Consider the following 22,028-nt stretch of genomic DNA (forward strand, 5'->3'; position numbering starts at 1 on the left):
TAACATAAGTATCCTTATATGTATGTCAGATGTGTAGCGGCACACTCTAAACTGGGCTGCGACATATTCCCTATCTTGCTGAAAAGCGAGGAGATCGAACGTGGCCCATACAGAGCTGGATTTGTGCGCGCAAGTCATCGCTCAATTGAAGACTGGCTGAACTAAACGAACAGCTCACATATGTCGGCTATCACTTTCTTGCGGATCGCAGGGACTTCGGAAAACAGATCGTGTTTGGCAGTTTCTATTAACTCCAGCTTTCCTGCAGACCAGTGCGTCATGCGTTCCTGTACTGTCGGAATATCAACAACCTCGTCCTGCTTACCGCAAAAGGTGATACACGGAATGTCGGGGGAAGGCAGTTTGGACAAGCATTTGGTCTCTTTAAGAGTCTGAAAGAGCCAAGTCATACTTGGCCCACCAATCTGGTGATCCGTTAGCGTGCTAGCTTGCTTAAGAAAGTATCCATACATTTCAGGATCGTTCGTCAATCTATTGTCTTCAAATGCAGTGGTCAGAACGTAGCTGCGGCTTTCGGTTCCAGGAGCATAGACTTGTCTCTGTCCAAGTGCTTGAGCCATCCATGATGCGGGCCACGCGGCTAAGCGCTTGAGGATCGGTAAGTTAATGTTCCACATCGGGCCGGTAAATGCGCAGGACGAGACAGGCAGCCCCTCGGCCAAGGCACGCAAGCCAATACAAGCGCCCAAAGAGTGTCCAATGAGGTGCCAAGGTTTTGGTAAATCGAGATCTTTCGCAGCGGCAATCATTGCTGCGACGTCCTTGCGATAGTCTGAAAACTGAACGACATGCCCAAGCATCGGGTCTTTCGCGATCCTGTCTGCAAGACCTTGCCCACGCCAGTCCATCACGAAAGTTGTAAAACCAGACTCTGCGAAGGCAGTGACCGTCCTCCCATATTTTTCGATGTACTCTGTTCTCCCCGGGAACACCAAAATCGTACCTTTCTGTGCGTTCCTTCCTGGCCACAGACCGACACGGAGACGCACTAAGTCATCGGTTTGTATCCAATAGGCTGTTCCAGCCTTTGGTGCTTCCGCGATTTCGCAATTGAGAGGCGCTGTTTGCATATTTTGAACCTACCAAGTTGATATTTGGCGCGCACGTTCGCATCTGACAGAGGGGGCAAAGAGGCTGTAAATTCCGACACCTACGCTAAGGATCAGAAGGACCGAAAAACCCGGAAACAGGCCAATGAGTAGGAAGTTCGCGACGAGCAAGCCAACAACGATCAGCATTTGAACCCACGGAGGGAAGCGTGCAACAACCACCGTTGGCGTCCAATTCGATAGCAAAGTTCGTCGCGTGATCTGACGGACGTGAATGAGGCTGAACAAAAACACAGAACACGTAGCAAACAGAAGAAGAAAACTTGTGAAGTGAGCCAATGCTCGGTGCCCAAGCCAACCACTGTAATCGGTACTGAGGCCCAAAACGAACATTGTATCTCCAAGCAACCAAGAGACGATGTCCTCTGCATCCGAAAGAAGGTACGTCGCTTGGATCTTTATGCACGTCGCGATCCAGATACCCAGCACGGCGCAACAGAAAACACCGGACATTAGCTTTGTACCCGTTTTTACGATCAGGCTGCGTTGATCGTTGTCCAAATCCCAGTCTTGTCCGATACATATCTCGTGGAAGTCTTGTGTGATGGTGTACAGGAAAACCAGGCCGGTTAAGTAAAGGAAGCAGATCGCTGCGGTGTACGCGAAAGCCAGCATGGACAATACCAAAGCTTCCGGAACCGAAATGACCTCGGGTCGCATGATCGCAACCAAGCTCCAGTCCATCATCAGGTTGCCGGAATCGCCTGCTAGTAGTGCGTGCAAATGCACTCCTGACCATTGAAGCAGGAACACAATGAAGAAGCAGATAAAGAACACAGCCCAGTGAGACTGTGAAAATGATTCAACTTGGCTGGCCCAGTCAGTGTCTGTGTTTGTGATCGCAAGTAATGAACGTCTCCGGTCCTTCCAAAAAGCGAGCAGTTTGACAACCGTGACTAGAAAGAGCGGGAGAATCACAAGTTCCAAAAGCGTCCAGTTAGGTGCCCACAAGAACCCTACTTGTTTGTCCAAGCCACTGACCGGACTGTAAGTAACGCTGTGAACACCCATGATGTAGGCAAGGAACCCGAGCGTCACACATCCTGCCCAAACCGAGGCTGGCAAGTTCAGCGTAGATCGGTTGCTAAAGAGAGCTTCGGACAGTCTCGGCAAGTTGAAACGCTTTTTGGGCTCTGCTTCGATAACTGCCCGCGTCAGCTTGTCTGGAAGGTCTGTATTAACGCTGCTCACAACACTTGATTGGGTTTCTATATATGTCTTTCCCACTTGTTTCTGTTGTCTTCTTTTGGCTGCGAGACGTCTTCGCGCAGCAATCAACTCAGCTTGCCACTCTCCTGTTGCATCCGGGTCGTCACATCCAAAGACCTTTGCCAACAGACGGATGTTTCTAATGCTGATGCCCTTTTGATTGTCTTGAAACCAGTGTTGCACAGTTCGAAGTTCGACGCCTGCACCGTTGGGGTCGCTCTGTGCAATTGCATCCGCCAAAAGATCTGCAGTCCAAGGTCCGGGAGGGAACTGGTCGTTCTCTACTGGTCGGCCTGCACCCATCGCAGACAAACGACTGAATAGCTCTTTGAAGTCCTCGCTGGTTTTGGACGGAGCGACGAAAAACTTTCCATTACTTATCAACGGTCTACCGGCCTTCGTTTCGTTTCCTTTCAGTGTTCTTCGTTTCCTATCGTGCCTTCATTTTCAAAAAAAGTACAACTATAGAGGGAAGCGCTTTGAGAAATGAGCGAGCTTTTTCCAACGACACAAGATGGAGACAGTGATGTGCAGTACGTTGCAGAGGAAGGCTGTGGGCAAGGCGCGCACATATGCTTACCCAGTCCGAGAGGGCCTCGTTATCCTCAACGGCAAGGAAACAATTGTTTGGTTTGACTACCTTTGGAATACAGGCGAGGTGACGCGGTCTTGGCGCATCGAGCCAGGCACGATTTGCCGGTCAGAAATCCGGACACGCGACATTTCCAGTGGCAGTACCGGTCAGTAGTTGATCCAGTTCGAATGGTCTAGGTTCGCCTCATAGTCGCTATGCTCCATCATGACGGCCCGGCTATAGAAGGTCCAAAGCCCACCCGACCCGGGTGTCGGGATGTCCTGACCGTTTTCCGACGCGAACGAAGCCGGCCAGGGCGAATGTGAGCCGTAGACGCGCACGATGTAATGACAGTTCTTGTTTTCATGATCGCACGATCTGATGGACCAGTCCCACTGACGTGGTTCATCACGCGGTTCATAGGATCGACCGCGCCACCAAAGCACCCGCGTTCGACGCAGCCATTCGTAGTCCGGTGTCGAAATATCGAGAGCATCCTCTCCCCCCGGTCCGCCCAAAGCAACCGGAACGGCAGCATAGGTGCAGACCCCAAAGGGTGGCCGGCTCGGCCAAGGCGTAATACGCCGGATCATTTCGGCATAGGCGGCTGAACACACAGCACTCAACGGAAACCCCCCGGCCATACACAGCATGATGGCGCAATCCATATCGTAGGCACGGGCTTTCTGGGCATCGACCGTCAGCCCGGCTGCCAAAACCAGTGACGCAAGGCGGGTGTGTCTCATATCGGCCTCCAGGAGTGATTAGGCCAATTCTCGCTCAAAATACGTATTGCGCAATATTGTATATTGCAGAGTGATGGCTTTCTGCGGAATGCTGCCGATTGTAGAAGGACTCCCAGTGGGGGAGTCCGGTGCCGATCGCAAGAGACCAAATCTTGATTACTATTGATGGGGTGAAGGACCTCATCGGGTCGGGAGTCGACTTCCGCTGTCGGTACGAGCTTGTCGAGTTCACGGACGATGGGAAGCCCCGCTATCAGTGTGTCTACCTGCGCGAAGGAGAGCCCGAGGCGATCCTCGTCTCCACACGGTTCGGACCTTACGGACCAGAACCCCGCCTCTTCAACATCTGGCCCGGCCTCTTCAAACATCACCACGAGTTCGGCGATGGTCGCACTCTGTGTTTTGACAGCGACTACTCTATCCCCTTCGACGCTCCCGGCGGAGGGGATGATCTTCGGAGCGGACGGAAGCGTCAGAACAACTGACGGCTGGACGGTTCACGGCCAGGTAGACAAGAACCCCCCGCCCACACACTCTCAGAACTTTGCGACCACGGCCCCGTCGGATGTGCTGGCGGCCATTCATGCGACAGCTTCAAGACATGAACGCAACCGAGCCCTACGAGCACTCGAGATCAGCTCCGATGACTGGCTGGCTCTATTCCGCGCCTTGATCGAAGCTGAAAGCGCTTATCGCCCTGACGCCATCAGTGACAAAGGCGCTTATGGTCTCGGCCAACTCATGGCCGCCACCGCACGCGACCTTGGCGTAGACAGAACCGATATCGCGCAGAACCTCGACGGGTCAGCACGGTACCTTTTGGCGCAGCTAGAATCCTTCAACGATGTCGATCTGGCGCTGGCCGCCTACAACGCCGGGCCGCATCGCGTCGTAGAATACGGGGGCGTGCCACCCTTCACGGAAACACGCGACTACATCGCCCGGGTGCATCGCATCCGCGCGCGCCTTTCCGGCGCAGCCACGCAAGACCTGACCGGACCGACGATGCGCGACGCCACGCGTCCCGTCGTCGTGCTCGACCTGAAGTAAGACCTGAAACGAGGGAAACCGATGCGAAGATTGCCTCCAGGATACCTACCTCCAATCATTGGCCTTCTGGCCTTATGGGCCTCCCCTGCCCTTGCCCAGGACCTCTCGCCCATCCAGACAATGCTCGAGACAATCGAAGCGGCGCTCACCGGCCCAATCGGCATCGCGGTCGCGACGCTCGCCGTCATCGGCACTGGCTTCATGTGCATGATGGGGCGGCTCAACTGGGGATGGTTCGCCTCCGTGGTGATCGGGATCGTCCTGATCTTCTCCGCGGGCACCATCGTTGACGGGTTTACCTGATGGCCATGCGATCCCCTCTCATTTCATCCTCAGGGATACATCAATGCGTGAATCTGCGCAATTTGTCTTTTTGCGCATCGTGTCACTGCGCTAAATGCTGCCGAGTCGTCGAGATCAGTCTAGCACGGCCCGAAGCCCGCACTCACACTGAGCACAAGAGCGAAGCAACCGCACCGAGGCGCCATCGATGCGGGGCCACTGCGGGAAGAAGAAATGCTGGCGACACGCGTCTATTCAGGAAAATGTCCGGCGTGTCGCGCTGATGCTTGGCGGGCCACCCGAGCGGCCTGCAAGACAATGTCAGACCGGTCTTCCCCAGTGGTCAGTGACCACCATCGTGTCGGTCACGCTGACGAAGAGCGGCGTAGCAATATTTTCTCCACCTGCGTCTTCAGGTGCTGTAACGGAGACGATAGCTGATGCCGGCACGCCGTCCACGAAACAGGAGAAGAGCGCGAAATTCTCGAACCGCCGGACGTCAGCGCCTCGAAAGCGCTGACGTGATCTCTGGGGATGATGGTGCTCATGCGACGATCCCTCCGGCTTTGCGGGCGCGCTCGGCATATGCGCTGAGGGTGCCGTCGGCCTTGAAGTGAAGGTCACGTTCGACGGGCAATCCGAGACGACCGCGGACGGCTCGAATTTCGCTGAGGCGGACCGATCCGATTTCGGGAAAGCCAAGCCCGAGGTCGCAGAGGCCGTGCGCGATATCCGGGTCTTCCGGATCGGTTTCAGAAAGCAGCCAGGTCGCTCCGGCATCGGGGGTGAAGAGCTTCACCACGGGTTCAAAGTCGAGGGTGTCTTCGCCTGCTTCGATGCGGTCCTGGTTGGTGCGCCCGTTCGCAGCGAGTTGGTCGAGGATGGCTCTTGGCAGAAGGTCCATGAGGTGTCTCCTTGGATGTCGGTTTGGAAAAGCCGAGACGTCACACGCCGTCCCGGAGCACGGCTCACTCAACGAGGTCCTGGGCATCGCCCTGCCCGTCTGGCTTCGGCTCGAAGAGGACCAACTGGCCGGTCACAGGCGTGGCGAAGAGCTGGATGGTCAGGAAGGGTTTCGCGTCGGGCTTTTGCGGGAAGGCGACACCGATCTTGTGGAAGCGGGTCTTGCCGTCTTTTCCTTCGTCGGGTGTGGTGACTGTGTAGTACTTGGCCATATCGATCTCCTTTCGTTTTCGATGCAAACGAACAGGCGGGACCGTCCGGACCGGATGTCAGGCGGAACTTTGATGGTGTGGACACCCCACGCCCCCAACCTCACACTTGGGGGATAATCCGAAATCAAAGGAGGAAATGATGTCCGAACTGACAATTGGCGTAGATATCGCTAAACGGGTTTTCCAAGTGCATGTGATCGACGAGGTCGACCAGATACTTTTGAACAAGAAACTACGACGAACTGAGTTTCTGGCGTTCTTCGTTGACCTGCCGCCTAGCCTGATTGGCATGGAGTCCTGTGGTACCGCGCACCATTGGGCTCGCGAGTTGATCGCCATGGGCCACCAAGTGAAACTGATGACGCCGAAATATGTGAAGCCCTACGTCAAGCGTGGGAAAAACGACGCCGTCGATGCCGAAGCGATCTGCGAGGCGGTTACACGCCCGACCATGCGTTTCGTTCCGGTGAAGACAGTCGACCAACAATCGGTTTTGATGATCCATCGCACCCGGTCTTTGCTCATCCGGCAACGGACAATGCTTGTAAATGCCCTCCGCGGCCATCTCGCCGAAATTGGGATTGTAGCACCGGTGGGAATTGAGCGGGTCGGTGAGCTGGTCGACCGGGTCCTCGGATACGAAGGCGACGAGCTTGGCGTCCCGTCACTTGTTCGATCCATTGTCGAGTCATACGCCCAGCAGATCATGCGAGTTACAGAAGAGGTCAAGAACCTCGAGACGCAACTCAGAAATTGGCATCGAACAAGTGAGGTCAGCCGTAGGCTGGCGACAATTCCCGGCATCGGACGGATCATAGCCACTGCATTGGCCGCCACTGTCAGCGACCCAGATGCATTCCGGTCGGGCCGATCATTCGCTGCTTGGCTCGGATTGACCCCCAAATCCAACTCTTCGGGTGGAAAGGAAAGAAACGGCCGGATCACCAAAGCCGGCGATCGCCACCTCCGAACGCTATTGGTACTCGGCGCGACGTCTGTGATCCGACGTGTGCGATCTGGCCGGGCTACACCGCTCTATTGTTGGGTGACGAGATTGGTCGACACCGGCAAACCGCCACGTTTGGTCACAGTGGCTCTCGCCAATAAGATAGCGCGCATTGCATGGGCAGTGATGGCTGGAAAGGCAGACTATCAACCAGAGAAAGCGGCGTTGGCCGCATGAACCAGTAACAGAAACTCAGAGATCGGGAGAGCGTGCACTTCGAATGATGAAAACCGGTGCCAGCCGGAGATCGGGAAAACCCGTTCGCGCGACTGCATTCAAATATGCGCAACTTTGATAGGGACCATGATCTGCGGACTCCATCAGGGCCAGCGGCGAACGCCGCACCAAAAGGCCGGACACATGAGCGCACTGAACCGGATTCGCCGTTTGAAGAATTTGCTTGACCGAAGGGGTGTCCACACATGTCTCGCGAGGAATGGGCGCGCCGCGCACAGGGGAAAGTTCTGCTTGAAGTGAGCGGAAGGCGACCGGCAGACGGGCCAGGTCTCGCAGATTGCATCAAGAAGAAAACGAACGGAGATCGATAGGACATCTGTGATCTGAACGGCACCGCGACCCGATAAGGGCAAAGCGCATCGCACGCCTCCACACGGGCTGTTGCGCTCCCGCATGCGCGCGGCATGACGCATCCGACGACCCTCAAGCAAGCGCGTGATATCGAGGGAGCGCACGCCTGAAACTCAGCGATCTCTACTGATCTCTTGAGATCAGGCCGCTACCTGTGATGGCCGTGAGGTTGTCCGGAGTTCGAAGCAAGAGTTCCGTGCCATCAGCGGACATCGCCGCGTCCACAAACTCGGTCTTCTTCAGAATGCCGCCATCTGCCTCGACCCAGGTCGTGCTGCCCCCATCGTCGCGTGTGATGGACCCGTCATAATTGATGCGGATTGAGACGCCGCCAATCTTCACCGAGACCGTGAACGGGTCCACCACCACGCCCTCCCAAGCCTCATTGTGATCTCGTCGCAGGACGATCACATCCGGGCGTAGCTTGATCTGCACATCCTGTGCGGCATCGCCTTCGGCTGATTTGAGAACAACAAAAGCCTCCTGCTCATCCGGGTCTTCGTGGATCGTTGCGCGTCCATTCTTGGGCGGCCAGACATGCGGCTCTTTGCGCGCCCGACCTTCTGGATCATGATGAAACCCGATGTAGAGCTGAGCGGACTTCCAGACCCGGTGCAGCGACTTGGTCAGCGTTGTCATCCTTAGCATCCTTCTCGATCGGCGAACGGCCTCGCAACCGAGGCCGATCCTTTCTCTAGGCGATACGGTTCTGTTGGTCGGATAGGGGCGGTGCAGCACCGCCCCCAGCGACTGCTCAACCAAAGTAGTCTGGCACCCACGTATCGATGTGGGCCTTTTGTGCCTCGGTCACGCCATGCAGCTTCTGCTTGGTCGGGTCCGAGAACAGGTCCTCCAGCGTTTCAGCCTTCTCGCCCTTCTTCAACTTGGCGAAGGCCTTGGCCCGCTCGTCGGTGGGATTGAGGTCCAGAAGCTCGCAATAAATGCCTTCCATCATCGGACCAGACACCCGCTTGAAGAGATTGTCCGCTGTTGGTGTCCAGACCTTCCGGATCGCAGCCCCTGATTTCTGTTCAAGGAAACTCGAGAATTCGGCATCCCCTCCGGTCAGCAGCTTGGCCAGCAGGCGGGTCAGCTCGGCATCGCGGTGCTTCTTGCCCTTCTTCTTGAACGTCGCAAAGACTTTCTTGAGGTCCACGTCCCAGCGATCCGCAGGCGCGGCATCTGGCTTGCTCAACCGCTTGTCCACAGCAAACCCATCGGCGCAGGACGGTGTGTTGCTCGGCTGCCCTGTCGTGATCCCCAGCACATCCCGGAACCCGGTCGCGCCGCTCAACTGGAACGCCAGAAGATCAAGCAGCAGCTCTGGGTGATCCAGCATCGCGTTTTGCAGCGCGGCCAGTTTGATTGCATCCAGATCGTCGCGCAGCTTTTGCGAGTACGGGTTCTTGGGTGCCTTATCGGCAGAGCCATGTTGCGAGGCGGCCAGAATGCCCGCCTCAATCGCGGCTTTCTTGTCTTCGGGCCGGATCATGCCACCAGTAACCTGCGTCCGTCCGTCCTGACCCACATGGACCACACAGCCGGCCAGCGCCTTCTGTTCTTCGACGAAATCGCCGTCGAGGATGGTTTGCAGTTTCTCGAGTTCGGCTTCTCCCCCTCGTTCAGCACATCGCCTTCGGCAAGCTCTGCAAGTTCATCGTAGCGCTCGGTGAGATCGTCGGAGAGCACACCCTCGACCGGATAGACCCGTTCGAACTTGTGCTCCTCCATAAAGTTCCATGACAGATAGGCGTCCTCGTGGGTCATGACCCACGCCCAACCTTCGTTTTGTGCGACCGCCTCTCCAGCAGCGTTCAGGCGTTCGGCAAAAACTTCATCAAGAACGTCCCGATCTTCGAAGAAGACATCATCCGAGAAGAGATCACGCGCGATCTTGCCGCCCGCCGCCTCATAGACCTCTGTCCCGACAAACACGGCGCGGCGATCCGTGGCCTTCAAGGCCTTCGGATGCAGAACCCCATCGATCTGGTTCGCGTGCGTGATCCGACCGTCCGCGATAAGCTGGAGCACCTCGAGGATCAGCTTCTCGTCATCCGCTGTGGTCAGCTTCTGCGCGACCGTCAGGTTGATCGTCTTGGCCTTCAGCGCGTCCAAGGCGGCGTCGGGTAGATGGGCGAGTTTCAAGCGACCTTTGACATGGGCAACCGTGACACCGAAGGCGCTGGCGATGTCATCGGCACTGGCTTGGAACTGAGCCATCCGACCATAGGCCCGGATTTCATCTGCCGGGTCGAGATCGGCACGGGCCGTGTTTTCTGCGTTCGCCCAGACTTCGGCTTGCGCCGCGTCCTTGGCCAGCAAGACAGGGATGGTCTTGGTCGCCTCTTGTGTAGATTCGCTTTCCGCGAGATAGGCCAGCGCGCGAAGACGGCGGCCACCCGCCACGATGCCGATCTTGCCCCTGTCGTCCTGCAATCCGCCGAGGTTCTGCAGCAACCCGCAGGCCTTGATGCTCTCGGCGAGTGCCTCCACGGCCTCCTGCGCCACCTCTTGGCGTGGGTTCAACTCATGCAGGTAGAGTTGATCAAGTGACGCGTAGATGATGGTCGCATCGGTGGCGTGTTTGGATTGGTTGGTCATGGAAGTCATCCTTCTCGGTTAGTTTGGAAAGTGGATTGGTTGGGGTTCGCCGAGACGAGCGCGCATCGCGCAGTCGCACGCATTCCGCCCGCCCCAGCGGCTGCTCGATGGTCAGTATTCGGAGGCGTGCATGATGGTGAGGACGCGGCGGGTCACCTCTGGGTTCGCCGGGTCGTCACTGCCCATGCTGTACTCGGTGTCGTAGAGATCGATCTTCCAGAAAATGCGGTAGCTGTTGCCGCCGATGTCGAACTCGAACGCGCCGAAGCCGTGATCGCCATAAGGATCGTTGTCTTCGGTGAAGACGTCGAAACCTTGGACCCTTTGCATGATGATGGCCTTGGCGGCGGGTGACAGGTCGGCCACGCCGCGTGTCATCACGATCTGACCCGGCACGGTGAAATCCGCACCCCACGTCCGCCGAAACCTGTCATTCTGTTCGGCGATCTTGGCCGCCAACGCGGCCTGAGCCTGAGCCTCATGTGCGGTATCTGTCTCATTCTCCATCAGGTCGATCCTTTGTGGTTGGATGGGGTCGATTGCCCCTTGCTGTCTGGTTTTGAGCCAAGCCCCTTGTGGGGCGTCGTCTCTAAAACCTGACCCACTGGCGAAGTGCCGGAGTGAGCAAACGCCACCAAAATCGATGGGACTGGTGCGGCCCGCAGCGGCCACGCCGCGAGGACACGGGTCCTGTCTATTTTGGTTGCGTGCGCGAGAACCCAGCGGGTTCTAAAGCAACGTCTCCTTGGACCAAGCGCTAAGCGCGACCGACAAGGAGACCAGAAAAACTCAAAGAACGAAGTTCCGCTGCCCCAGGGACCGAAACCCGCAAGGGCGGATCATCTGCCCCAGGCAGACCCATGCGAACGGCCCTGACAGCGGCTCCAAAGGAGACGATGGAAGGTCCAAATGTGAGCAGGGTCTGACCGGGGCGTATGTTCCGGGCGGAGGACGGCTTTGCCGACCGGAGCCTGTGGAGTGCGGTGACGCACCCGCAAGGGTGCGACAGGGGCCATCAGGTCTAAGGGGGCGGAGTAACGATAACCGAGAATTATCTTTGCCTTCATATACCGAAGAACTTGTAGATTTCTTGCGTGAACTAGAGGGTCAGCGCCTAGCCATCGTATACTCCGACAGATTTGAGGGGGAGCCGTCGAGCACTTGGTATCATCGTTGGCGATCGGACGTTGTCGGCTTCTTTTCTGAGGCTGGCGAAGCTCTTGGAATGGAGCTCACCTTCCTGAATGTCGATCAACTCATCGAAATGTCTCGTCTCGGATTTGACCACCTTCCAAGGTTTCTGCTCAATCTAAACGCAGGAAATCGTTTCCTAGGAAACCTAGTGATAGCCCCAGCATTAGCAGGCTGGCGGAAACGCACAATTGCATTTTGCGACGCGCGAACGGCGCTGCTGAGCGAAGACAAACCTGTATCTAAACTGCTTGCAAAAGAAGCAGGATTTGATCTTCCAAAAGGCCCAAACGAGCTGAATATTGGTGATGCAGCCTTGTTCAAACCTACAAATTTGGGCAGCAGTGTTGGCGTTTATCTGGACAAGTTCGACGGTTCTGTTCCGCACGATTACATGGTCGAAGAGTTCATTCGAGGCTACGATGGAACTCTGGTACTTGTCCCGAGTTGTCAAAGCGGTGCTCTAGAGATGATTGCGGCGCAGATTGTCGTACCCGATGTGGAAACACCTCTCGATTGGATCTATTCAGAGGTGGCGAAGGAAGAGACTGATGCCGCGCCGGCGATGGATTTCATAGACATAGATTACGACACCCACGTCGCGAAGGCGGCGGAAGCATTGGCAAGTGAAACCGGGTGCACTTCTGTAGCTCGAGTTGATTTCCGCTATGAGGGTCCGCTCGAGGAAGACCTAATCCTGTCCAAATCGAAGATAAAATTTGTTGAACTGAATGCTCTTCCAACGATGGGCCGCAAAAACAATGTTACGAATTACACACGAGAATACCTTACTGGTCAGCAGGATAACTTGGCCGCATCGTATTTGTTGCAAAGAACCATGGATCATACCCTGGCGGCAGCGATGTACCTACTCGGCTCATCTTTGTTCAAAAATCAGTTCCAGACGAAATGATTGAGTGGAAGCAGTCCGTAGCGGCGGAAAAACTCACCCTTTGGGCCAGAAAAAGAACCGTCTGGGGCCAACATTCTTAGTTTTTTTTCGACGAACGCCAAGACGTCTCCGGCCCTTACCTCGTCATCGCTGTAGTCGAGGAAACGACGAGAAATCAGCTGATCTGCAACTAGATTCTTGCTGTGCTTTGAAGGTGCCAGCGCATGTAAGTTTCCCAACAAGTACGTGTGATGGTAATCGAGTTTTGCTGACATTCGTGATGCTTCGATAGCCTGCGTACAATCTTCGACGTCTCGTTCTGAAACCTTTCCATCTGCAACATATTCGCAGATAAGTTGGTTGACCCGCGCAGTCAGCTGATGAAACCGCAAGCCTGAGGCTTCGGTACCTCGACTAAAGGCCTGCTGAGCTTCCGAGAGATCATTGTTGAGCAGGTGAGCGACGCCTACGGACGAGCAGACCGTACTTAAGCGGTCAGAAAATGGCGTGACTTCAAATGCGAATTCGAGAGTCTTCTCGCACTCTCTACGTGATGTTTGATGACTGAGAAGGTGCGAGTTGGTGACAAGCAAATTGTTGCGGCAATAGAGTTGCCCCACGGGCTCGCCAAGAGATCTGAATAGTTCATCTCCTTCCATCAGTCGTTGGGATGAGAATGGACTGATACCCGCACTGAGGTTGACCATACGGTAGGCATGACCAATCATCTTTTGATTTTCGAGCCGCAGTGCGATCCCTGTGAGTTGTTCAACGCACTTTGGGTCCTCGAGCGTATAAGCTAAATCGATTAGAAAGAAGAACAGCGCTTGAGACTTCCACCGTTCGTCGAGATTTTGCGAATTGTGCATTGCATCGAGTGCGGCTTTAATCGGGCGAATAGCTTCAAACTTGTTCCCAAGGCGTTTCAAAGCTTGCACCTTGAGATACTGTTGTACAATTGCGGTTCGCGCATCTTCCTCTTGCGCGTCACTCATGCCCTCTTCAAAAAGGTCTGCCGCGGCACACGATCCTAAGGCTGATGCTTCATAAAACTTGAGAAAGTTGTCATGAGCAACGTCCTGGTTTCGTAATTCAATCTCTTCGAGGCCGCCTGGTTTGCTTGTAAAAACGCGCACCCTTTCGACGTTGCAAGACAATAATTCGTACGCACTTGTCAGATCGAGTTCAGCGTCGAGAATGATTTTTGGTCGCTGCTTAGGTGGAATCTTTTCGAACAACGCGAACAAGCCGGTCAGATGGTTTGGCTCGAGACCGTCACGTTTGATCAGCATGTACTCAGGAAGGTCCAAGCCTTCTGCGGAGATTCCGTTAAGCAAGGAAATTTCGAAACTACCACTATCGACATTGGGAGGGGTCCAACTGACGGAGACGATCCCGTCGAAGACTTTCCTAAATGAATTCAGAAACCGGCCTTTGGTAACCTTATCCACGGCCTCCGAAACGAAGGAAGCAACTTGAGTATGATCATGCAACTCGAAGACGCGTTTCTTCGGTTCAGTTTTAGCGATTGTACGAGAAACGTCATAAGCGTCTCTTGCGGACACAAGCACATCGATCTGCTCTCTTAACGGCACAAAATTTGAGAACTGAGCGACAGCTTGCATGGATAATTCTCGGTTATCGTTACAGCAGCCGAAATAGTTAGCCGCTTAGGTTAAAATCTCTGGTCAGCCTACAGTTGTAGAGATTGTAAGTCACCATACTTTCGATACCAAATTGGCCATATCTGACTGTTGCCAAAGCAATTTTTGTAGATTCCTGTGCGCTCTGGATGGGGTTGGAAGCTGACGGCAGACGACAGCGGCCCCAAGTCAACGGCGAGGGCACATGACCACAATCAAGATCAAAGAATTCGAAGAGTATTGCCAAGAACAGCTCGGGCTGAGCAAGCATAGCTTAAGAGCTTACCGGCAGGATTTAACCGCATTCGCAAAATTTAGATCTAAGGTCGGTCTAGTAGAGCAACCTTCCGGAGGCGATGTGATTGCATTTCAGAAGGACCTCCGAGAGGAGCAGAATGCCAGCCCATCTACGATCCGAAGGCGTCTGGTGACACTCCGTTCATACTATAAGTGGCGCGAAGATGTTTGCCCCGAAGAGCGTTCACCATTTGAAGGACTGCGACTAGATCTAAAAATCCCGAAGCGTCTCCCGCGGCCTGTAGATCGCCCTACCCTAAGCGCCTTATTTCAGTCGGCTGAGCACATAATTGATCTCGATCTAGTTGCGGGAACCCAGAACCTGAATGAGGTGTCCGCCACCAAAGTGACAGGGCTCATCGCACGGCTTCTAGTGGTGACTGGCCTTAGAATTAGCGAACTGACAGAATTGCGGGTGCAAGACGTGACTGGCGCTGCCTCTCGGATACGGGTTCGCGGCAAAGGTGATAGGGAACGCACCGTTTATGTTGCCAACTACCGGGTGCAGAAGGATTTCAGGCATTATTGGCAATGTAAGTTTGATACACAGGGGTCGCAGGCGTGGCTGTTTGCAAATACCAATGGAGAGCGTCTAAAGGCACAGGCCTATCGAAAACGATTGAAGACGCTGTCACGGTCGCTTCGTATCGAACCGCATCTGACCCCCACCGGTTTCGACACTCTGCAGCGACACTTCTGATCGAAGAAGGTGTCGACATACGTTTGGTTCAAAGGTTGTTAGGACATGCAAGCATCGCGACAACAGAAATCTATACCAAAGTGTCGGACAACTCGTTGAGCTCTGCCATTACCGCGGCTGATACATTGGCAACGGTTGACCGCGCAACAGTACGCTAAATCGCACCACCTTGAGCACGGCGCCCGCGCAACCATCCAAACTGCAGTCGTTCGTGCTCAGTGCGGCAAATGGCGAGAACGAGCCCATACCTCCCAAGTTGCCGCGTGATGGCGAAGGTCCGGTCTTGGTTCGACGGCAAAAAAAACGTGCCAAAAACCAAACGAGGTTCTGCAAAGGGTTTGTGGCACAGAATTCTTAAACGATTACGGCGTCAGCAGCAGCCGTGACAAAAGCGACCGTTTTTGGCGCATTGGTTCTGGCCATAGGTTTTTGGCACAGATTGCGTCTGATCGCGAACTCAATATCCTATTCAAAATGGCGTGGCGCTCTCATGCTATCTACAAGAGAGCTGTGATGCACTTCGGGACATCATTAGGATTAGGATTTGAATATGAACACAAAACTATTGCTTCGCATCCATGATGAGTCCGAGCAACACGCCCAGCGGATTCCTGAGTACATAATTATGGCGCAGAGGATTGCTTGGCTTAGCGAAGGGTTCTGCATGGAGTATCGCAAAAACCCTAAACTTAGCCGACCACCCAATCATAGTGACCATCCCGCAGGGGAACCCGCAGTGTCAACTCTTGAGATGGAGCACATGGGCCGGCTGGAGGCATACCGTCGAAGCTACGATATGTACCGAGATTTCGGGTCTGAAGAGGAGAACTTCAAAGAGAGAAAATCCCGACGGTTTCCACCTGGAATGCACGATGTGACGGTTTCGGTTGACGGCATGCGCGAAGGGTCACTGATCTTAGAAATTGGGATACCTGTTGCCTCGTTCATAGCGGTCTATCTTACTAAGCTGTACGCCAAAGACAGGAACAGAGAACGCGATTTCGAACTTCAGATGCGGACCTTGATGGCTGTGGAAAGCCAAATCGAACGCAACAACATCAGCGGGCGAGCACGAGAACGACTTCTGTCGCAGATGATAGGCACTTTGGGTCGCATCGACTCCGAGAATGTGGAGGAGATGTCATTTGATATCGCAGGGCAAAAGGTGTTGATCAATTCCAGTAGTTCGAGCGCAACTGACAAAGAGCGCGCGGCCAACGACGAGCCAAAACAAATTGCCAAAGATTAGGCCAAAACTCATACGTTTATGGCACTAGCAGAAAGGACCGTTTTTGCCGCAAGGGTTTTGACAGGGGGTCTATAGCTATGGCCTCGGGTGCCACCACTAGCTTACGACCCGTCCCTCAAAGCTGTTCTCCGCCCCCGCACGGATTGAACCGATGGAAGCCCCTGCTCTCTCGAAGACATCGTCGAATTCCTTTAGCAGCTTGTTTTCGAGCTCAAGCTGTTCCAAGAGGCCCATCATCTGGTCGGTATCGTTGTTCCGGCGGTCCACCGACCTCGTTCCGAAAAGCCGATAGAGCAGGCGAATGTATCTGGAAGCTCTTTTAAGTTGAGAAATCTCTTCGGCCTCCTCTTCCAATGCCTCAGTAATAATCTCCTCAAGTCTTTCTCGGATCTTCTCGGATAACGCGTCCTGCCCCTCTTTTGCCGCTCGCTGCCTCAACTCTCCCCATGTCACGGAGAGGTTTTCGCGTCGGAAGTCCCACAAACGCTTGCGGCGAACCTCCAGAAGGAGGGTTGCCTGCCGGAGCGTTTCTTCGACCTGGGTCTCTAGGAGATGTGCATCTGTCACAGCTTGAACAGCGCTTACATGAAGCTTTCGGCGTGCTGTCGAGAGGCTTTCCATTCCTTCTTGGGCGATCTCGAGAGGCGTCTTGTTGTTTGGATCCAGAGGCTTTCCCAGCTCTCGGATTGGTGCTGCGATCGTCTCGAAAGCCAGTGTATCGAGCGCTAACTTGAGCTGCATTGACATAGTCATCACCGACGACGTGACGAGCACGGCGGCATGATCGAAGTTGGCCAGGAGCTCTTCGGTTTCCCGGGCTGCCTTTCTCACCTTCGAGTTCTTCGCGTATTTTTCTTCGAAGAATCCTTCGAGAAGTTCAGTGGTGATCTCTCGACCGTCGCTCTGTACGTCCGCCCGGTACGTATGAGCCTGCCGAAGAAACACATCGGCGGCCTCCTGACGGCGTCTGGCCGCTTCCCTATACTTCGCGAAGAGTCTATCGACGTCGTCCATTTTCGCTCCTAAAGCTTCCGACCTACAGTCTGACAAAAATCTCGGGCTCAAAACAAGCTCACGGCATCCTACAATCAGATGTACATTGCCGGGCGCGGTGTTCTTCGCCAATAACAATCACTTCGCAAGTGCTCTCAAACCGCATATGGGCTTGGATCAGTCCAGAAGACGTATTAAATCCTAAGGAGACCTTCCGCACCAATTCAAGTGCCGGGGTTGGATGTTGGTCGGACGCGACACCTTATCAAAACGTGGCAGTCAGACTTGCGTGATGTGTCAAAGTTCATACGTCTGTGACACTGAGGAAAATGATCGTTTTTGGCACAGCCGAATCCTTCAAAGCGGACCTTTGCGCGCCCGCAGCGAAACAACACTTTTGTCCGCACGCAGCGGTCGCCGGAGCGCCCAAAATGAATGTCCGCATTCGGCTGGGCGCTGACACAAGAGCCGCGCGCGGCGGATGTCAGCAGCGAGCCCGAAGTACCCAGTGCTGCGCGGCGCACATCTGAGGCGTCAAGAGTGGTAAAAAGCCGGAACCACGGTCACGACTGTCTAATTGCTTTGCGGAACGCACCGGGACTTTGGCCGGAAGTTGCTTCGAAAGTGCGACTAAAGGCACTCCGGCTGGAAAACCCAACGGATTCAGCCACTCTTTTCATAGGCAAATCTGTGTTGCGCAGCAGGTCGCCCGCTTTGCGCACCCGCAGATTGCGCAACAACTCCATCGGCCCTGCGCCATAGGCTTCGGCAAATCGCTTCGCAAACGCGGCCCGGCTCATGCCTGCAATGTCCGCGAGGGACTCAACAGAAAACGGCTTGCCCGGGTTGTCCAACATCGCGTTCAACGCTTTCCAGAGCATCGGGTCGCGCAACGCAGCCATCCAGTCCAATGGCCCACCCTGCTCTGTCATTCGCTTGCGCATCATGACGATCAACGCTTGCATCAACAGAACCCGGATCAGGGCGCGGCTGCCCATGCTGGGCTCGCACACTTCGTGCATCAACGTGTCGACCAATGCCATGAGGTCGCTGCCGGGTTCGGCGCGTGTCACCAACGGTTCGCGGATCAGGTTGACCACATCCGTGGCCCCCATCAGCCCGATTTTGACGTGGGCGCACAGTGCTATCAGGCGGCGGGCGCTGCCCGCACTTTCATCCGGCGCCGATTTTAGGACCTGCGCCAAGTTCAGCGCCGCAGGTTTGCACGATGGTCCCGGCACGATCATCGCGCCATCGTTCAATACTTCGTGGCTGTTCAGCGATGGGATCAAAACCAAACTGCCCTTGGATATCCTGATCGGGGCATGCCCGCGCGTTGTGATCTGGCCCTGACCGCCCAGAATGTAGTGCAGGGTCACCGCCGCATCTGGCTTGAGTGCAACATGGCAGGTCCCGTGGATTTCACAGATCGCAAACGGTTCCGTACGGATGTCGAGTTGATCGAAAATGTGGTCGTAGCTCATCTTGTGACCTTGGCCCTAAACACCTTTGCGGTCACGAAAGTTTTTTGCGGTTGGTCCAAATCAAGACGAAAAGGCACGTCGACTGTCGCACTTAAGGCTTCTCGTTATATCCAAAGAAGGAACGACCTTATGTGCAATTGCGATGATCATGATCACGGCGGCAAAAAACTGTCACGTCGCGCGGCGTTAACCACCGGGCTGGCAGGGACTGCGGCGGTCGCAGCCACTGCTCTGGCCGGGACCGCTCAGGCACAGGATACCTCCAATCCCTATGCTGAACCGGCTGAGCCGGCATTGCCGCCCTCTGACATGAAGCTCGACCTGAGCCGCGCAGCCCTCGTGGTGACCGACCCTCAGAACGATTTCCTCAGCCCCGATGGCGTGACCTGGGGCGTGATTGGTGCCTCCGTCACCGAACTGAACACCGTGGAAAACATCGAGACCCTGTTCCGCACGGCCAAAGAACACGACATCACGACTGCCGTATCGCCGCATTACTACTTTCCAACGGACCACGGTTGGAAGTTCGAAGGTGCGTTGGAAAAGCTGATGCACAAGATCGGCATGTTTGACCGCAAAGGCCAGCTGAACGTTGACGGTTTCGAAGGCTCGGGCGCGGACTGGCTGGAGCGGTACAAACCCTACATCAACGACGGCAAGACCATCGTCACCTCGCCCCACAAGATGTACGGCAACGACACCAACGACCTGACGCTGCAACTGCGCAAGCAAGGCGTGGATCAAGTCATTCTGGCAGGTATGTCCGCCAACCTGTGCACGGAATCGCACATGCGCGAATTGATCGAGAACGGTTTCGAAGTGGCCGTGGTGCGGGATGCAACTGCCGCCGCCCAACTGCCCGAAGGTGATGGATACCTCGCCGCCCTTATTAACTTCCGCTTCATCGCCAACGCAGTCTGGAGCACGGAAGAGGCCGTGGCACAAATCAACGCAGCGGCGACCTAAATCAACCCATCCTGAGGGCGCTCTGCCCCAAGACAGTGTTACGCCATGCCCGCCACCGACCTCTCCGGTGGCGGGCATGGTCACGGCCCTGTCCCCGCAACTGGACAGAAAACAAAGGACAAAAGATGGCTTCAAACTCAGTTAAGGAGGACACGATACGGGCGGTCCTCGGCAAGGTCTTTCGCCGCTATGTGCAAACCCACTGTTATCATTGGAACGTGGAAGGTCCGAATTTCCACAGTTTGCACGCCATGTTTGAGACCCAATATCAGACGCTGAACGGGTTCATGGATACGGTCGCAGAGCGGTTGCGCGTGCTGGACGTCAAAGCGCCTGCCTCGTTGGATGAGCTACTTGTTTCGTGCACTGGAACCCAACTGTCAGCCGCCAAGACTGCAGATGAAATGCTTGCGAACCATTGCACCGATTTTTTGAACTTCATCGATGCTCTCCGTAATGCAATTCAGGTTCTCGCTGATGTCCGAGACGACGGTACAGTCGGGGTTATGACCGACATTCTCGAATGGAGCGAAAAGGAGCGTTGGAGGATGTCAGCCGCTGCAAAACAGATGGTGATACTGAATTGAGACGCATCAGTTCCGGCTACTTCAGATTGAGCACCAGACAAGAGAACAGTTCGAAAATTTGGGCATAGCCGACATTGGTGCAACCGCAGCAAAGGCGCACTTTGTCCCGCGCTTTGGTCATCTAATCAGCCCGAACCAATGTCTCCTTCGGGCTGCGACCGACACTTCCTTAACTCCGACTGGCCCAGTCGCAGGGGCCTAGCCGCCTCCTCCGATGCCCTGTTCGTTCTTTGCTAAGACCGTCGTGGATCTGCCCCACATTGCTCAACACAACGGCTCATTCACTCTTTCTTATGTGAACGAGGGGTAAACCAGTTCAACGCAATTCCTTAGAATGAGGACAATTGATGGTAAAAGCCCAGGCGATGACCCTTCGAAGCGAGTATCAAGTCTTGCCAGAAGCTGAGTGTCAGAGAGCACGACAAGCCGAACACCTTGTAAATCTTGCCAAAACTGAACCCCTAGCTGACGGCGGCCTCCGAACGTCAGAGCTTCTATCGGAGGCTTTGGCTATAGACCCTCATCATCACGAAGCGCATGTGCTACTTGAGCGCCTTTACCAGACGTTTGTTCCGCGGTGGCACTTTCCAATGCTTGCAGACGAAATTCGGAACCGCGCCTACGCAAAAGCAATCGCAGCGAAAGTCAGACCTGGTGACGTTGTTCTCGACATCGGCTGCGGCGCTGGGTTAACTGCAATGCTTGCCGCGCGCGCAGGTGCCAAACATGTTTATACCTGCGAACAACAACCTCTAATTGCTCAAGCTGCGGTACAGGTCATCGAACAGAATGGGCTCGCAGATCGCATCACTGTTCTTCCTAAGATGTCGCACAACCTTGTTGTTGGTTTGGATCTTCCCGAACGCGCGGATGTCGTAATTTCCGAGATCGTCGATACCGTTTTGCTGGGCGAAGGCGCTCTCGCAACACTCGCCCACGCGATGAACAAGCTCGCCAAACCCACTGCCCGTGCAATTCCAGAACAAGGCACATTGAAGGCTCAATTGGTCGAAAGCAGCAAGCTTTTGAAGCTTTGGCGACCGCAAAAGGCAGAAGGCTTCAAACTTGATGCGTTTCACCCCTTTGCCAATGTGGCACAGATCACACCAAACGACTTGTTGGCTTGCCCTCTAAGACCGCTGGGTCCGGCAAAAAACCTATTTCGATTTGATTTCACGCAACCAGACTTGATTGCACAGCAAACGACAAAGCCCCTTAACTGTTCCGTAAAGGGCACGGTCCACGCTGTCCTCGTATTCTTTGAAATGGATCTTTCGCACGGCATAAGTGTGTCTAACGGTTTCAATTCTGGAGGGCATTGGGGAAGAACAGCTTTCCTGACGCACCATTCGATGTCCGCCATGCCCGGTGATTTCCTCAGTGTTACCGCGAAACACGATACGTCGCGGTTAAGCTTGGTAGCAGACAGTGCTTTGGCATTCACAGACGATGTCAACCGAGCTCCGAAATGGATTGAGCGTACTTCCGACAGTGTCGGAAGCTACAAAGATCTCAACAGCACTAGGTTCAATCCCATTCCGAGGACTACGTCCTACATTGATGCCAAGAGTAACTCAGCAGACGTGGAGGAGCTTGCGACATAGATCAATCGCACCTGCCATCTCACAAAATGCGAGGTTTCACATGGCTTCGGAACGTCCACTA

The 22,028-nt window shown here is 54.9% G+C and carries 21 protein-coding genes and 1 pseudogene; 10 read left to right on the forward strand and 12 right to left on the reverse strand.

Going from position 1 to position 22,028, the window contains the following annotated elements; translation table 11 throughout:
* Positions 1–161 precede the first annotated feature (161 nt).
* From ACMHLQ_RS00965 to ACMHLQ_RS00975, 3 genes are all read right to left on the reverse strand, one after another.
* Positions 162–1,091: an alpha/beta hydrolase gene (locus tag ACMHLQ_RS00965; RefSeq protein ID WP_415400920.1), complete on the reverse strand. Its 930-nt coding sequence runs from the start codon at positions 1,089–1,091 to the stop codon at positions 162–164.
* 9 nt (positions 1,092–1,100) lie between these two features.
* Positions 1,101–2,723 carry an RcgA family putative transporter gene (locus ACMHLQ_RS00970; RefSeq protein WP_415400922.1) on the reverse strand — a complete coding sequence of 541 codons (1,623 nt, stop codon included), beginning with the start codon at positions 2,721–2,723 and terminating at the stop codon, positions 1,101–1,103.
* Between the two features lie 357 nt (positions 2,724–3,080).
* Entirely contained in the window at positions 3,081–3,659 is a 579-nt protein-coding gene (locus ACMHLQ_RS00975; protein ID WP_415400923.1) for a hypothetical protein, read from the reverse strand.
* 128 nt (positions 3,660–3,787) lie between these two features.
* On the opposite strand from ACMHLQ_RS00975, the gene ACMHLQ_RS00980 reads away from it, so the two are divergent.
* Genes ACMHLQ_RS00980 through ACMHLQ_RS00990 form a run of 3 tightly spaced genes read left to right on the forward strand, consistent with a single transcriptional unit; the run spans position 3,788 to position 5,012 of the window.
* Positions 3,788–4,144, forward strand: a complete 357-nt coding sequence (locus tag ACMHLQ_RS00980; RefSeq protein ID WP_318527446.1) for a hypothetical protein — start codon at positions 3,788–3,790, stop codon at positions 4,142–4,144.
* Positions 4,107–4,709: a lytic transglycosylase domain-containing protein gene (locus ACMHLQ_RS00985; protein ID WP_415400924.1), complete on the forward strand. Its 603-nt coding sequence runs from the start codon at positions 4,107–4,109 to the stop codon at positions 4,707–4,709. The genes ACMHLQ_RS00980 and ACMHLQ_RS00985 overlap by 38 nt, the downstream gene beginning before the upstream one ends.
* 21 nt (positions 4,710–4,730) lie before the next feature.
* Positions 4,731–5,012, forward strand: coding sequence for a TrbC/VirB2 family protein (locus tag ACMHLQ_RS00990; RefSeq protein ID WP_013959853.1), 282 nt, complete (start codon positions 4,731–4,733; stop codon positions 5,010–5,012).
* Between the two features lie 523 nt (positions 5,013–5,535).
* On the opposite strand, the gene ACMHLQ_RS00995 is transcribed toward ACMHLQ_RS00990, so the two are convergent.
* Entirely contained in the window at positions 5,536–5,895 is a 360-nt protein-coding gene (locus tag ACMHLQ_RS00995; protein WP_415400925.1) for a DUF2958 domain-containing protein, read from the reverse strand.
* Positions 5,896–5,959: 64 nt separating this feature from the next.
* The gene (locus ACMHLQ_RS01000) at positions 5,960–6,166 is read right to left on the reverse strand and encodes a hypothetical protein (RefSeq protein WP_415400926.1); all 207 of its coding nucleotides are present in this window, start codon (positions 6,164–6,166) and stop codon (positions 5,960–5,962) included.
* A 139-nt stretch (positions 6,167–6,305) separates the two neighbouring features.
* Between ACMHLQ_RS01000 and ACMHLQ_RS01005 the strand changes: the two genes are divergently transcribed.
* Positions 6,306–7,349 (forward strand): IS110 family transposase, encoded by a 1,044-nt coding sequence (locus tag ACMHLQ_RS01005; protein WP_415400927.1) that lies wholly within the window; start codon positions 6,306–6,308, stop codon positions 7,347–7,349.
* 534 nt (positions 7,350–7,883) lie between these two features.
* Here the strand turns inward: ACMHLQ_RS01005 and ACMHLQ_RS01010 are convergent.
* The 4 genes from ACMHLQ_RS01010 to ACMHLQ_RS01025 form a co-directional block, all read right to left on the reverse strand.
* Positions 7,884–8,399, reverse strand: a complete 516-nt coding sequence (locus tag ACMHLQ_RS01010; RefSeq protein ID WP_415400928.1) for a hypothetical protein — start codon at positions 8,397–8,399, stop codon at positions 7,884–7,886.
* A gap of 115 nt (positions 8,400–8,514) precedes the next feature.
* Complete coding sequence (locus tag ACMHLQ_RS01015; protein ID WP_415400929.1) at positions 8,515–9,252, reverse strand: hypothetical protein; 738 nt, start codon at positions 9,250–9,252, stop codon at positions 8,515–8,517.
* Positions 9,249–10,361, reverse strand: a complete 1,113-nt coding sequence (locus tag ACMHLQ_RS01020; protein ID WP_415400930.1) for a ParB/RepB/Spo0J family partition protein — start codon at positions 10,359–10,361, stop codon at positions 9,249–9,251. Before ACMHLQ_RS01020 ends, ACMHLQ_RS01015 begins: the two co-directional genes overlap by 4 nt.
* A gap of 111 nt (positions 10,362–10,472) precedes the next feature.
* Entirely contained in the window at positions 10,473–10,868 is a 396-nt protein-coding gene (locus tag ACMHLQ_RS01025; protein WP_415400931.1) for a DUF3768 domain-containing protein, read from the reverse strand.
* Positions 10,869–11,586: 718 nt separating this feature from the next.
* Between ACMHLQ_RS01025 and ACMHLQ_RS01030 the strand changes: the two genes are divergently transcribed.
* The gene (locus tag ACMHLQ_RS01030) at positions 11,587–12,465 is read left to right on the forward strand and encodes a hypothetical protein (RefSeq protein ID WP_415400932.1); all 879 of its coding nucleotides are present in this window, start codon (positions 11,587–11,589) and stop codon (positions 12,463–12,465) included.
* On the opposite strand, the gene ACMHLQ_RS01035 is transcribed toward ACMHLQ_RS01030, so the two are convergent.
* The gene (locus ACMHLQ_RS01035) at positions 12,447–14,069 is read right to left on the reverse strand and encodes a hypothetical protein (RefSeq protein ID WP_415400934.1); all 1,623 of its coding nucleotides are present in this window, start codon (positions 14,067–14,069) and stop codon (positions 12,447–12,449) included. The two genes, ACMHLQ_RS01030 and ACMHLQ_RS01035, sit on opposite strands and share 19 nt — an antisense overlap.
* A 223-nt stretch (positions 14,070–14,292) precedes the next feature.
* Here ACMHLQ_RS01035 and ACMHLQ_RS01040 point away from each other — a divergent pair.
* Together ACMHLQ_RS01040 and ACMHLQ_RS01045 are read left to right on the forward strand one after the other, a co-directional pair.
* Positions 14,293–15,242, forward strand: a pseudogene (locus ACMHLQ_RS01040) (tyrosine-type recombinase/integrase).
* 392 nt (positions 15,243–15,634) lie between these two features.
* Complete coding sequence (locus tag ACMHLQ_RS01045) at positions 15,635–16,333, forward strand: hypothetical protein (protein ID WP_415400935.1); 699 nt, start codon at positions 15,635–15,637, stop codon at positions 16,331–16,333.
* A 96-nt stretch (positions 16,334–16,429) separates the two neighbouring features.
* Here ACMHLQ_RS01045 and ACMHLQ_RS01050 read toward each other — a convergent pair whose 3' ends face one another.
* Both ACMHLQ_RS01050 and ACMHLQ_RS01055 read right to left on the reverse strand, forming a co-directional pair.
* Positions 16,430–17,347, reverse strand: coding sequence for a hypothetical protein (locus ACMHLQ_RS01050; RefSeq protein WP_415400937.1), 918 nt, complete (start codon positions 17,345–17,347; stop codon positions 16,430–16,432).
* A 542-nt stretch (positions 17,348–17,889) separates the two neighbouring features.
* Positions 17,890–18,810: a helix-turn-helix domain-containing protein gene (locus ACMHLQ_RS01055; RefSeq protein WP_415400939.1), complete on the reverse strand. Its 921-nt coding sequence runs from the start codon at positions 18,808–18,810 to the stop codon at positions 17,890–17,892.
* Between the two features lie 129 nt (positions 18,811–18,939).
* Here ACMHLQ_RS01055 and ACMHLQ_RS01060 point away from each other — a divergent pair, with 129 nt between their 5' ends.
* From ACMHLQ_RS01060 to ACMHLQ_RS01070, 3 genes are all read left to right on the forward strand, one after another.
* Positions 18,940–19,776 (forward strand): cysteine hydrolase, encoded by an 837-nt coding sequence (locus ACMHLQ_RS01060; protein WP_415400941.1) that lies wholly within the window; start codon positions 18,940–18,942, stop codon positions 19,774–19,776.
* Between the two features lie 125 nt (positions 19,777–19,901).
* Entirely contained in the window at positions 19,902–20,363 is a 462-nt protein-coding gene (locus tag ACMHLQ_RS01065; RefSeq protein ID WP_415400942.1) for a Dps family protein, read from the forward strand.
* 365 nt (positions 20,364–20,728) lie between these two features.
* On the forward strand, positions 20,729–21,967 hold the full coding sequence (locus ACMHLQ_RS01070) for a 50S ribosomal protein L11 methyltransferase (RefSeq protein WP_415401006.1): 1,239 nt from the start codon (positions 20,729–20,731) through the stop codon (positions 21,965–21,967).
* Positions 21,968–22,028: the final 61 nt, after the last annotated feature.

This window comes from Tateyamaria algicola (genome assembly GCF_047715485.1).
In the GTDB taxonomy this organism is placed as follows: domain Bacteria; phylum Pseudomonadota; class Alphaproteobacteria; order Rhodobacterales; family Rhodobacteraceae; genus Tateyamaria.